This window comes from Plantactinospora sp. BB1 (assembly GCF_003030385.1).
Classification (GTDB): Bacteria; Actinomycetota; Actinomycetes; order Mycobacteriales; family Micromonosporaceae; genus Plantactinospora.
On record NZ_CP028159.1, the window covers coordinates 5,960,815 to 5,972,835 of the forward strand.

14 protein-coding genes are annotated in these 12,021 nt (G+C 73.3%); 5 read left to right on the forward strand and 9 right to left on the reverse strand.

The annotated features are described in order from the left end of the window. Positions 1–108 precede the first annotated feature (108 nt). On the forward strand, positions 109–1,377 hold the full coding sequence (locus tag C6W10_RS26020; protein ID WP_107261325.1) for a hypothetical protein: 1,269 nt from the start codon (positions 109–111) through the stop codon (positions 1,375–1,377). Between the two features lie 55 nt (positions 1,378–1,432). Here C6W10_RS26020 and C6W10_RS38780 read toward each other — a convergent pair whose 3' ends face one another. Next, entirely contained in the window at positions 1,433–1,831 is a 399-nt protein-coding gene (locus tag C6W10_RS38780; RefSeq protein WP_234361432.1) for a hypothetical protein, read from the reverse strand. A gap of 332 nt (positions 1,832–2,163) precedes the next feature. Here C6W10_RS38780 and C6W10_RS26030 point away from each other — a divergent pair, with 332 nt between their 5' ends. Together C6W10_RS26030 and C6W10_RS26035 are read left to right on the forward strand one after the other, a co-directional pair. Beyond that, entirely contained in the window at positions 2,164–3,990 is a 1,827-nt protein-coding gene (locus tag C6W10_RS26030; RefSeq protein WP_107261327.1) for a long-chain fatty acid--CoA ligase, read from the forward strand. Positions 3,991–4,382: 392 nt separating this feature from the next. Beyond that, positions 4,383–5,153, forward strand: a complete 771-nt coding sequence (locus C6W10_RS26035; RefSeq protein WP_159104750.1) for an ATP-binding protein — start codon at positions 4,383–4,385, stop codon at positions 5,151–5,153. Between the two features lie 101 nt (positions 5,154–5,254). Here the strand turns inward: C6W10_RS26035 and C6W10_RS26040 are convergent, their stop codons facing one another. Together C6W10_RS26040 and C6W10_RS26045 are read right to left on the reverse strand one after the other, a co-directional pair. Next, the gene (locus C6W10_RS26040) at positions 5,255–5,659 is read right to left on the reverse strand and encodes an NUDIX domain-containing protein (RefSeq protein ID WP_107261331.1); all 405 of its coding nucleotides are present in this window, start codon (positions 5,657–5,659) and stop codon (positions 5,255–5,257) included. Between the two features lie 55 nt (positions 5,660–5,714). Beyond that, a complete protein-coding gene (locus C6W10_RS26045) occupies positions 5,715–7,172 on the reverse strand; it encodes a PLP-dependent aminotransferase family protein (RefSeq protein WP_107261333.1) in 1,458 nt (485 codons plus the stop codon). Positions 7,173–7,231: 59 nt separating this feature from the next. Here C6W10_RS26045 and C6W10_RS26050 point away from each other — a divergent pair, with 59 nt between their 5' ends. Both C6W10_RS26050 and C6W10_RS26055 read left to right on the forward strand, forming a co-directional pair. Further along, positions 7,232–7,897 carry a YitT family protein gene (locus C6W10_RS26050; RefSeq protein WP_107261335.1) on the forward strand — a complete coding sequence of 222 codons (666 nt, stop codon included), beginning with the start codon at positions 7,232–7,234 and terminating at the stop codon, positions 7,895–7,897. 189 nt (positions 7,898–8,086) lie between these two features. After that, positions 8,087–8,542 (forward strand): hypothetical protein, encoded by a 456-nt coding sequence (locus C6W10_RS26055; RefSeq protein WP_107261337.1) that lies wholly within the window; start codon positions 8,087–8,089, stop codon positions 8,540–8,542. 48 nt (positions 8,543–8,590) lie between these two features. On the opposite strand, the gene hisF is transcribed toward C6W10_RS26055, so the two are convergent. Genes hisF through hisB form a run of 6 tightly spaced genes read right to left on the reverse strand, consistent with a single transcriptional unit; the run spans position 8,591 to position 11,977 of the window. Continuing rightward, positions 8,591–9,361 (reverse strand): imidazole glycerol phosphate synthase subunit HisF, encoded by a 771-nt coding sequence (gene hisF, locus C6W10_RS26060; RefSeq protein WP_107261339.1) that lies wholly within the window; start codon positions 9,359–9,361, stop codon positions 8,591–8,593. Positions 9,362–9,410: 49 nt separating this feature from the next. Then, positions 9,411–10,136, reverse strand: a complete 726-nt coding sequence (priA, locus tag C6W10_RS26065) for a bifunctional 1-(5-phosphoribosyl)-5-((5-phosphoribosylamino)methylideneamino)imidazole-4-carboxamide isomerase/phosphoribosylanthranilate isomerase PriA (protein WP_107261341.1) — start codon at positions 10,134–10,136, stop codon at positions 9,411–9,413. A 36-nt stretch (positions 10,137–10,172) separates the two neighbouring features. Continuing rightward, positions 10,173–10,499: a hypothetical protein gene (locus C6W10_RS26070; protein ID WP_107261343.1), complete on the reverse strand. Its 327-nt coding sequence runs from the start codon at positions 10,497–10,499 to the stop codon at positions 10,173–10,175. A 55-nt stretch (positions 10,500–10,554) separates the two neighbouring features. Further along, positions 10,555–11,175, reverse strand: a complete 621-nt coding sequence (hisH, locus tag C6W10_RS26075) for an imidazole glycerol phosphate synthase subunit HisH (RefSeq protein ID WP_107264292.1) — start codon at positions 11,173–11,175, stop codon at positions 10,555–10,557. Positions 11,176–11,192: 17 nt separating this feature from the next. After that, positions 11,193–11,366 (reverse strand): hypothetical protein, encoded by a 174-nt coding sequence (locus tag C6W10_RS38085; protein WP_199853107.1) that lies wholly within the window; start codon positions 11,364–11,366, stop codon positions 11,193–11,195. Next, a complete protein-coding gene (gene hisB / locus C6W10_RS26080; RefSeq protein ID WP_107261345.1) occupies positions 11,366–11,977 on the reverse strand; it encodes an imidazoleglycerol-phosphate dehydratase HisB in 612 nt (203 codons plus the stop codon). The genes C6W10_RS38085 and hisB overlap by 1 nt, the downstream gene beginning before the upstream one ends. Between the last annotated feature and the right edge of the window lie 44 nt (positions 11,978–12,021).

Sequence of the window (12,021 nt, forward strand, 5' to 3'; positions counted from 1 at the left end):
CCACCTTCACATCCCTGGCCCTTGAACCTTACGGCCGCAAGTCCCCTATGGATGCTGTCCCTACCGAGCAGCGGTACTTGTCGGACACCGCTGCTAGGGTTCGCCGCCGTGGACGGTGGAGACGACGCCGACAAGTTCCGGCACCTGATCGAGGAGTACGTCCGGCGGCACGTCGCGCTCGGCGAGCTTCCGTACGACGCGATGGTGGCCGGTGCGGTCGAATACCTGGCCGACGAATACGATCCGGCCCGAGTCGACGCGCTGGCCCGGGAGGTGGCCCGGGCCGAGTTCGCCGCGCACGCCGCCGCGCAGGCGGACTGGCCGGAGGTGACCGACAGCGATCGGCTCACCCTCGCCTTCCGGGCCCTGGACGCGGCCGGGATCGTCGCCCGGGAAAACTTCACCTGCTGCCAGAACTGCGGCCTCGCCGAGATGGGCGCCGAGGTCGCCGACGGCGAGACGCCGCGCGGGTACGCCTTCTACCACCAGCAGGACGCGGAGCGCGGTGCCGACGGCGAAGCCGTGTACGTCGCGTACGGGCTCTTCGAGCAGCCGCCGTCGGCGGAGATCGGCGCGGAGGTGGCGACGGCACTGCGCGACCACGACCTGCCGGTCGACTGGGCCGGGGACACCGGAGCCCGGATCCGGGTCCCGCTGACCTGGCAGCGACGCCGTACCGGCCGGTTGGCGGCCTTCCCGCCCCCGGTCGACGACGACGTCACCGTCGAGATCGAGGTCCCAGACACCTGGCGCGGGGTGTACGCCCCGACCACCGGGCCCATCTCGGCCACCCGGCTGGCCAGCCTCTACCTGCCCTGGCTGCCCACCGGCACCCGCATCGGACTCACGTTGGACGGCACCACCCTCACCGTGCGGCGGGACTGGGACACCCTGGTCGGCTCCTTCGCCGACCTCGACCGGCCCGACTCCCGGGTCGACCGGTACGCCGGGATGACACTGGTCCGGCAACTCCGGTCCGGCGGTACGGCCGACACCGCCCCGGAGGACCAGGGTGGGCCGGGTGAAGCGTCCGGTGACGGCGGCGACGGCGGGCTGGTGGAGGCGACCTGGGAGCATTCGGCGGGGCGCGAATACCAGGGCGTGCCGCTCTCCCTCCGGGAGAGTGTCGACCTGCTGCGCCGGATGCCGGTCCGCACGGGTGCCTGGGTCTCCTTCCTCGGCCGCTCCGGCGGGATCGTGCAGATGCGGTGGAAGGAGCGCAGGCTCTGGCTGGAGACGCCGGATCCGGAGGCCGCCGCCTCGCTGGGCCGACACGTGACGATTCCGGAGGCCGAGCGGATGGTCGGGGTACTCGCGGTCGAGGACCGGGTCGCGGTGGCCGATCTGGGCGACGTGCGTATGGTGCCCTGGGGCTGACCCCTCGGTGGTCCGCCGCCCTTCGGCGGGTTCGCCCGGCCCCGTGCCCGGGTGGTTATCCGGCCGGCGGCAGCGCTCCGGCCCAGCCCGAGGTCGCGTCGATCAGTGCCCGGCGCCCGGTCGTCGCCCCGGTCGCGGCCGGCGGGCCGGCGACGCAGGCGCCCCGGTGACCCTCCCGCTCGCCGCACCGGCCGGCGCCGAGGAGCAGCCGGTCACAGAAGACCCGGTACCGCTCGTGCTGGGCGTCCTCGGCCGACACGGTGACCTCGCCGGCATCGAGTTCCGGGAGGAAGGCCAGCGACTCGGCCAGCCGCGCGGCCAGTTCGGTGGCGGCGTGCAGGGTGTCCACGGCAACCGGAAGGTGGATGACGTGGCCCGGCAGCCCGTCGCCGGCACCGGAACCTCCGGTGGCCGGTCCTGGCTGACCCAGGGTGGATGACCTCAGATGACCCATGGTGGATGACCTCACCCGAAATTCGGTTACCTTCGCGCTCCGCCCGCCTGGGGCGGTGCCGCCGGCCCGGCCAGCCTGGGCCGACGCCCCGATAGCTTGCCAGACGTACCCGGAAATTTCGGGTTTGCCACTCTGAGTCAGCCCGAGCCGACCGACGGAACGGCGCGCTGCCGAGCCGGTCGACCCGGCGGCGGCGGCGACCCCGGTCCGATCGGTACGGCCAGCCGGACCGATCGGCACTAGCCGAGGCCCCGGGGCACCCAATACCCTTCGGTAACCGCGACTCAACGTGATCACCGTCACGCGACGATATCTCGGAGGCACCCCCCGCCATGGCACTCGACGTCCCCTACCGGTCCATCCCCGACATGTTCCTGAAGCGTGTCTCGGCCACCCCCGACCGGGACGCTTTCGCCCACCCCGCCCCGGACGACTCCGGCCCGGTCTGGTTGAGCTGGGCCCAGGTCGGCCAGCGCGCCAAGGCGATCGCGGCCGGGCTGCGTGGCCTCGGCGTCGGCTCCGAGGACCGGGTGGCGATCCTGGCCAACACCCGGCTCGACTGGATCCTCGCCGACCTCGGCATCATGTGCGCGGGCGGCGCGACCACCACGGTCTACCCGACCACCGAGCCGGAGGACACCGCCTACATCCTGGCCGACTCCGGCTCGAAGGTGCTGATCGCCGAGGACGCCGGACAGGCGGCCAAGATCGCCGGGGTGGAGCTGCCGGCGCTGACCCACGTCGTACTGATCGACGGGCCGGCCGACCCGGGCGCCACCCCGCCGCAGCTCACCCTCGCCGACCTGGAGGTGCAGGGCGCGCTGGCCCTGGAGAGCGACCCGGAGCTGATCGACCGGGTGGTCGCCGAGATCGACCAGGACGACCTGGCCACCCTGATCTACACCTCCGGCACCACCGGCCGGCCCAAGGGCGTCGAACTGCTGCACGCCGGCTGGTGCTGGGAGGGCGTGGCACAGGCACAGCTCGGACTGATCAAGGCGGAGGACCTGCAGTACCTCTGGCTGCCGCTGTCGCACTCGTTCGGCAAGACGCTGATCTGCGGCGTGATCCACGTCGGCATGCCCACCTACGTCGACGGCCGGCTGGACCGGCTGGTCGAGCTGCTCGGGGTGGTCCGGCCGACCCTGATGTGCGGCGCACCCCGGATCTTCGAGAAGGTCTACAACCGGGCGGTCACCACCGCGCAGACGGCGGGCGGCGCGAAGGCGAAGATCTTCGCCTGGGCGGTCCGGACCGGCAAGCACAAGGTGGCGCTGGAACAGGCCGGCCAGCCCGTCTCGGCCGGGCTGCGGCTGCGCTACGGGCTCGCCGAGAAGCTGGTCTTCAGCAAGCTCCAGGCCCGGCTCGGCGGCCGGATCCGGGTACTCGTCTCCGGCGCCGCGCCGCTGAGCCAGGAGATCGCGCACTTCTTCGCCGCGGCCGGCCTGCCGATCTCCGAGGGGTACGGGCTGACCGAGACCAGCGCCGGCAACTTCGTCAACCGGCCCGGCGCCCTCAAGATCGGTACGGTCGGCAAGGCCATGGGTGACCTGGAGTGCCGGATCGACTCCGACGGCGAGATCCTGCTCCGGGGCATGCCGGTGATGCGCGGTTACCACAACCTGCCCGAGGAGACCGCCGAGGCGTTCACCTCGGACGGCTTCTTCCGGACCGGTGACATCGGCGAACTCGACGACGACGGCTTCCTGAAGATCACCGACCGGAAGAAGGACCTGGTCAAGACGTCGGGCGGCAAGTACATCTCGCCGTCGCACATCGAGGGCATGTTCAAGGCGCTCTGCCCGTACACCTCGCAGGTGGTGGTGATCGGGCAGGCCCGCAACTACTGCACGATGCTGGTCACCCTGGATCCGGACGCGATCGGCACCTGGGCCGCCGGGGGTCCGCTCGCCGGCCGCCCGTACGCGGAGATCGTCTCCTCGGCTGAGGTGCGTGCCATGGTCGACGGCTACGTCGCCGAGCTGAACCAGAAGCTCAACCGCTGGGAGACGATCAAGAAGGTGACGGTGCTGACCCGCGACCTGACCGTCGAGGACGGCGAGATGACGCCGTCGATGAAGATCAAGCGTCGTGCCGTGGAGAGCAGCTTCAAGGCGGAGATCGACCAGATGTACGAGGGCACTCTCGCCCAGATCTGAGCCCGTCCGCGATCCGGTCCCTCCCCTCCGGGATCGGATCCGGCACCCCACCGGACCGCCGTGCGACCCGCGATCGCCCGGCGGTCCGGTGCTCTCCGGGGCCTGCGGGCGACCCGGCCGACGGCCCGGCCACCCGGCTCGGCCACCCCGGCTCAGCCACCCCCGGCTCGGCCGCCCGTCCCGGCCGGCCGGGACGCTACCGTCGGTTCCGGCTCGACTACCGGCGACAAGGTGACATCGGGGCGGCTTCACCGACCCGTCACCGGGGTAAGAGCAGAGTCAGGCGCACGGCGGGCTCAAGATCAGGTGCCCGGTCGTGACGGTACGCGGGCGGTAAGGGGGTTCCGGTGATGGTGGCCACGGTGGCAGCGCACGTGGAGACCGGTGCCTTGGTGATCACCTTGGCAGGCCGGTGGAGCGTGGCTCAGGCATACACCCTGCAACGGGCGATTTCGCGCTGCGCCGCGCACCACCCCCCGTACGTGGCGGTGGACTGCACCCGGATCGCCCCGGACAAGCTGCTGCCGACCCTGCTGCCGGCGATGGTGATGCTCCGGGAGTCGTGCCGGCGCGGCATGACCGTGCTGGTCTGCGCACCAGCCTCGGCCCTGACCGTGCTGCTGCGCCGCCTGCCCACCCGGCGGGTCCGGATCTATCCCCGGCTCACCGACGCGCTGAGCCGGATCCGGCCCTACCCCGTGTCGGCCCGCGCCCGGCGGGCCCACCGTCGGCTGCCGCCGGTGCCGCAGGCGGTGAGCGCGGCGCGCGGACTGGTCCGGGAGTGCTGCGAGCGGTGGCGCATCACCGACGTCGCCGAAGAGGCCCAACTCGTCGCCTCCGAACTCGTGGCGAACGCCGTCGAGCACGCCGGTACCGACATCGACCTCACGCTCTGCCACCACCGGCAGCGGCTGCGGATCGCGGTCGCGGACCGGCACCCCGACGTACCGGCGCTGCCCCGGCGGGAGTCGGCCCCGGATCCGCGGCAGCCGCTCGCGCTGCGCGGTCGCGGGCTCGGCATGGTGAGCCGGTCGGTCGCCAACTGGGGCGTACTGCCCGGCAGCGACGGCAAGATCGTCTGGGCCAGCCTGGCCGCCACTCCGGCGTCCCGGCTGCGCCTGCCCAGCCTGGTCACCATCCCCCGGGCCGGCTATCCGGCCTGACCGGACGCTGTACCCGGCCACCGGCCCGACCGGACGCTGGTCAACCACCGGCCTGACCGGGGGCTGTGCCAGCGACGGGCTCAGCCTGGGCGGAGACGGGCTCAGCGCAGCTCGCCGGTGCCGTGGAAGTGGTCGAAGATGACCTGGTCGACCGGGGAGACCCGGTGCCGGTCGGCATACCCCAGCCAGACGATCTCGGCGATCTCGTTGGCGGGGCGCAGCACGCCCCGGTACTCCGCCGCGTAGCAGGTCATCCGGACGACCGTACCGGCCGGGTGCCCGTGCGCCGGTGCCGTGAAGACGCCGACCGGCTCGGCGGTACCGGCGACGACGGCGACGCTGAGTTCCTCCTCGATCTCCCGTACCAGGGTTTCGAGGTCCGTCTCGCCGGGCTCCCGTTTGCCGCCCGGCAGGTAGTAGACGTCCTTGCCGTGCGATCGGGAGCTGAGGATCCGGCCCTCTTCCAGCCGGATCCACGCGATCTTGTCGATCGTCTTGTCGGTCATCGTCACCGGGCCGATGATCGCAGGAAGGCCCGCCGGAGACCCCGGCGGGGGCCGCTCAGGCGATCACCACCGGCTCCCGCCAGAGCGGGCGCTCCGCCCGGTCGATGTCGTACCGGACGGCCGCGATCCGGCGTACCGCCTCGGTCAGCTCGGCGGCGGGCAGCGTGAACGGCAGCCGGAGGAAGCGTTCCAGGGTGCCGTCGAGGCCGAACCTCGGGCCGGGGGCGAGTCGTACCCCCGCCTCCTCGGCGGCCCGGGCGAGCGCGCTGGCGATCGGGCCGTCCAGCTCGGCCCAGAGCGTCACCCCGCCCGCCGGGGTCCGCACCCGCCAGTTCGGCAGCTCCGCCCGGAGCGCGGCGAGCAGGGCGTCGCGCTGGGCGGCCAGCTGCGCCCGCCGGGCCCGCACGATCGTCCCGGCGTGGCCGAGCAGCCGTACCGCGACCAGTTGGTCCAGCACCGGACCGGCCATGTCCACCCCGACCCGGGCCGCCGCCAGCCGCTGCACCTGGGGTGCCGAGGCGCGGATCCAGCCGATCCGCAGGCCGCCCCAGTACGGCTTGCTCATCCCGCCGATGGTGACGACCCGGGAGTGGCGGTCGAAGACGGCCGTCGGCGGGGGCACCTCGGTGCCGTCCAGCGCGAGGTCCACGAAGGACTCGTCGACCACCAGGTCGGTGCCGCTGGCGTGCGCGGTCGCCACCACCCGCTCGCGCAGCTCGGCCGGCATCAGGTGGCCGGTGGGATTCTGGAACTCGGGGATCAGGTAGGCCAGCCGGGGACGGGTCTGCCGGAGGCTGCCGAGCAGCAGGTCGGCGTCCCAGCCGGTGCCCTCGGTGGCGAGGCCGTGGGTGGCGATCCGGGCCCGGCGCGCGGCGAGCGCGGCGAGCGCGTTGGGATAGGTCGGCGACTCCACGAGTACGCTGCCGCCGGTCGGCAGGGCGAGCCGGAGCACCAGGTCCAGGGCGTGCTGCACCCCGTTGGTCACCATGATCTGCTCGGGGCTGGTCGGCAGGCCCCGCTCGGTGTACCCCCGGGCCACCGCCGCGCGCAGCTCGACGATCCCGGTCGGGTGGTAGCCGGCGCCGCCGAGATAGCGGGGCAGGTCCTCGGCGGCGGCCCGGGCGGCCGAGGCGAGTTCCGCCGGGGCCGCCAGCGCGGCGCAGCCGAGGTCGATCATGTCCAGGTCGTCCTGCGGGGTCCAGAGTCCCGAACTCGCCACCCGGTGCCCGCCCGGCAGCGTGGTCCAACTGCCGGCCCCCCGGCGGCTGTTCAGGTGCCCGCTCTCCCGCAGCTCGCGGTAGGCGGCGGTGACGGTGGTCCGGCTGACCCGCAGCGCCTCGGCCAGTTCCCGCTCGGCCGGCAGCCGTACCCCGAGCGGCAGCCGGCCGTCCGCGAGCAGCCCGCGCACCGCGCCGGCCAGCGCGACGTAGTCGGGACTGCGCCGGCGCCCCGGCAGGGCGTGCCACTGCCCGAGCATCCGGCCGAGCTGTGCGCCTCGAACGAGGCTGGTCATAGCCACTTCACCTCGATTGGCCCTTCAGTACCGCTGGATTGGCCCTCAGAGTGGCATGCATGGCAAAAATTGGCAACAGTGGCGATCGGCTCGTCCGGCGTCTCGGACAGCTCTACGTCGGACTGACGCTCTACGGCGTCAGCATGGCGCTGATGGTCGAGGCGTCCCTCGGGCTCGACCCCTGGGACGTCTTCCACCAGGGGCTCTCCCGGCTCACCGGGGCGTCGATCGGCACCGTGACCATCGCCGTCGGCGCCCTGGTGCTGTTGCTCTGGATCCCGCTGCGGCAGCGTCCCGGCCTCGGCACGGTGAGCAACGTCGTCGTCATCGGGCTCGCCGTCGACCTGGCGCTGGCCCTGTTGCCGACCGTCGAGGCACTGCCCACCCGGATCGGCTTCCTGGTCGCCGGCATCCTGCTCAACGGCATGGCGACCGGCCTGTACATCGGCGCCCGGCTCGGCCCCGGCCCGCGCGACGGCCTGATGACCGGGTACGTCGCCCGCCGGCCACACCGCTCGCTCCGGCTGGTCCGTACGGTCATCGAGCTGGCCGTACTGGCGATCGGGTTCGCCCTCGGCGGCCAGGTCGGGATCGGCACGGTCGCCTACGCCCTGGCCATCGGCCCGCTGGTGCACGCCTTCATCCCGATGTTCACGGTGCCACCCGCGCAGCCCGTACCACCGGCGCGGCCCGACCCCGTCTCACAGCCCGACCCAGTTCCGTAGCTCGGAGCCGCTTCATAGCCCGGAGCCGTTCCGTCGCCCGGGGCACCGCGCGGAGCCCGGCGGTGCGGCCGAAAAAGATCGTCGATCCGGCTCGGATCGTCCCACGTGGAGGGCGGGTGTCCTTGGTTCGACGGAATGAAGCGGTGCACAACGGTTCCGTCGGATGGCGCGGCACGGCATCATTTCCCCATGGGGGATGAGGGATGGCGTTGGTCCGACGCTTGGATCTTCGTATCGCTGATCATCGCGGGCGGTGCCGGACGGCACCGGCGGTCGAGCAGCACCCGCCGGCCGGAGGGCGTCCGGCTCGCCGACGTGCTCTCCACCGCCGACCATCTCAACCGGGCCCTCCCGGCCCGGCACGAGATCGAGGCCGCGGTGCGCCGCCTGGTGGGCGCCGGCCTGATCACCGTCTCGGACGGCTGGTTCCGGGTCACCTCCGCCGGTGAGCACCTGTGGCGTACCCGGCCGCACGGCGGGCTCGCCACCACCGTCGAGACGGTGCACGGAGTGCTGACCCGCCGGCACTCCCCCGGCAGCCACGACTGGGAACTCGCCGAGGACGAGCACGCCGCGGCGATTCAGGAGTACGCCGCCCGGTTCACCCTGCCGATGCCGCGCCGCTCACCGGAGAACGGCAGATAGTCCACCGGGGCCGACCGGCCGGCAGCGCCGCGTCGGAAAGCGGCGGGGTCAGCGGACCGGGTGCCCGGCGCCGCGCAGCGCGTCCTTGACCTCGCCGACGCTCAGCTCACCGAAGTGGAAGACGCTGGCCGCCAGGACCGCGTCCGCACCGGCCGCCACCGCCGGGGGAAAGTGGGCGACCGCGCCGGCCCCGCCGCTGGCCACCACGGGTACGTCCACCACCCGCCGGACCGCGCCGATCAACTCCAGGTCGAAGCCGGCCTTGGTGCCGTCGGCGTCCATCGAGTTGAGCAGGATCTCCCCGGCGCCCAACTCGGCGGCCCGGGCGGCCCAGCCGACCGCGTCGATCCCGGTGCCGCGCCGGCCGCCGTGGGTGGTCACCTCGAACCCGCTCTCGGTGCTGGTCCCGGCCGGGGTACGCCGCACGTCCAGCGAGAGCACCAGCACCTGCCGGCCGAACCGCTCGGCGATCTCGGCGATCAGCTCCGGTCGGGCGATCGCGGCGGTGTTCACCCCCACCTTGTCCGCACCCGCCCGGAGCAGTACGTCGACGTCGGCGACCCGGCGTACCCCGCCGCCGACGGTGAGCGGGATGAAGACCGTCTCGGCGGTCCGGCGTACCACGTCGAGCATGGTGCCCCGGTCGTCGGAGGAGGCGGTGACGTCGAGGAAGGTCAGCTCGTCGGCACCGGCCTCGTCGTACGCCCCGGCCAGCTCGACCGGATCGCCCGCGTCCCGCAGGTCGACGAAGTTGACCCCCTTGACGACCCGCCCCGCGTCCACGTCGAGACAGGGGATCACCCGTACCGCCACCGTCATGCGCCGAGCCTAACCGGCGCGGCCACGACCGCCTCCGCCGCGCGGACCATCACGCCGCCCGCAGCACCGCGAGGGCCTCGGCGACGGTGAACGCACCGGCGTAGAGCGCCTTGCCGGCGATCACGCCCTCCACCCCGATCGGTTCCAGCGTGGCGAGCGCGCGCAGGTCGTCCAGGGTCGAGACGCCACCGGAGGCGATCACCGGGGCGTCGGTACGGGCGCAGACCTCGCGCAGCAGGTCGAGGTTGGGGCCGCGCATCATGCCGTCCTTGGTGATGTCGGTCACCACGTAACGGGCCGCGCCGGCCTTGTCCAGCCGCTCCAGCACCTCGAACAGGTCGCCGCCGTCCCGGGTCCAGCCCCGGGCCGAGAGGGTACGGCCGCGCACGTCCAGCCCGATCGCCACCCGGTCGCCGTACTCGCCGACCACCCGGTCACACCACTGCGGGTCCTCCAGCGCGGCGGTGCCGATGTTGATCCGGGCCGCCCCGGTGCCCAGCGCGGCCCGCAGCGACGCGTCGTCCCGGATCCCGCCGGAGAGTTCGACCTTGACGTCGAGCCGGCCGACCACCTCGGCCAGGAGTTCGGCGTTCGAGCCCCGGCCGAACGCGGCGTCGAGGTCGACCAGGTGGACCCAGTCGGCGCCGTCACGCTGCCAGGCCAGGGCGGCCTCCAGCGGCTCGCCGTAGCTGGTCTCACTGCCGGCGGCGCCCTGGACCAGGCGGACGGCCTGGCCGTTCGCGACGTCGACGGCGGGAAGCAGGGTCAGGCTCAACGTGCACTCCTCGGTTGGCGAAACGACGGTGGTGGCTCAGGTCCGGCGGCCCAGCGCGATCACCACGACCGCCGGCAGTACCAGCAGCAGCAGCGCGACCAGGAGAAGCCGCAGCGCGAGGTCGTCGACGAGCAGCCAGATGACGATCACCGCCGCCACGGAGAGTACGACCACTCCGGCCCGCTCGCCCCGGCTGCGCCGCGCGAACAACCGCCCGGTACGCCGGTCCGGCAGTCGCGGGGCGAGCCGGCGCAGCAGGGTACGGCGGCGTTGCCGGCGGGCGACCCGACGGGCCCGGACGGCGCGTTCCCGTTCCGCCTCGGCGAGCCGTACCGCGCGGCGGCGGGCCCGTTCCTTGCTCACCGGGCGACCCCCGCCCCGGCACGGCACCCCGGGACGGCCCCGGTCCGGGGCGCGGTCACAGCGTGGCCAGCCAGTTGCGCAGCAGGATCCGACCGGCCTCGGCGGACTTCTCGGGATGGAACTGGGCGGCCGACAGCGGGCCGCGCTCCACCGCCGCCACGAACCGTCCACCGTGCTCGGCGGTGGTCGGCAGCGCACCGGAGGCGGTCAGGGCGGCCGTGTCGGTCGGGGCGTAGGAGTGCACGAAGTAGAAGCGGGCGTCGGCCGGCAGCCCGGCGAAGAGCCGGGACTCCGGCGGTGCGGCGACGGTGTTCCAGCCCATGTGCGGCACCCGCCGGGCGGCCAGCCCGGTCACCCCGCCGGGCAGCAGCCCGAGCCCCTTGGTGACGAGGCCGTGCTCCTCGCCGTACTCGAAAAGGATCTGCATGCCGACGCAGATGCCCAGCACCGGGCGGCCCGCCGCGACCCGCTCGGCGATCACCGGCCCGGCCCGCAGCGCCTCGATCCCGGCCATGCAGGCGGCGAAGGCGCCGACCCCGGGCACCACCAGACCGTCGGCGGCGGCCGCCGCGTCGAGGTCGTCGGTGACCGTCACCTCGGCGCCGGCCCGGGCCACCGCCCGCTGCGCGGAGCGGAGGTTGCCGGAGCCGTAGTCCAGCACCACCACCCGGGGCAGCGCCGGCACCTCGGCGGTCATCCGCCCTCTCCGGGTACGAGCCAGAGCACGCCACCGGCGGTGGCGAGCAGGGCGAGCAGGCCGACGATCCAGAGCACCCGCTGCGGTGCGCCCTGGCGGTGCAGCGACCAGGCGCCACCGATCAGCACGCCACCCAGCGCGAAGAGCGCCACCGGCAGGACGACGTCCATCAGAGCAGCCCCTTGGTGCTCGGCACCGCGCCGGCCGACCGGGGATCGATCGCCACCGCCTCGCGCAGCGCCCGGGCGACCGCCTTGAACTGCGCCTCCACCACGTGGTGCGCGTCGGGGTGCCCGCCGGGCCAGGCGGCCCGGAGCACCGAGACGTGCAGGGTCAGCCGGGCGGACTGGCCGAAGGACTCCCAGATGTGCCGGGTCATGCTGGTCGGATAGACCGGCCCGATGTACGGGGCGAGCGCCGGCTCGTCGTGCACGACGTAAGGTCGGCCGGAGAGGTCGACGGCAGCCCGGACCAGCACCTCGTCCATCGGGATCGTGGCCGAACCGTACCGCCGGATGCCGATCTTGTTGCCGAGGGCCTGGTCGAACGCGGTACCGAGGGCCAGCGAGGTGTCCTCGATGGTGTGGTGCGCGTCGATCTCCAGGTCGCCGACCGTGTGCACGGTCAGGTCGAAACCGCCGTGCCGGGCGATCTGGTGCAGCATGTGGTCGTAGAAGCCGACCCCGGTGGTGATGTCGGCCTGGCCGGAGCCGTCGAGATCCAGCTCGACGAGCACCTTGGTCTCGGCCGTGGTCCGCTCGACCCGGGCGGTTCTGCTCACGGTAGGACCTTTCGCTGTCCGGGGCGGCCGACCGGTTGTCCGGC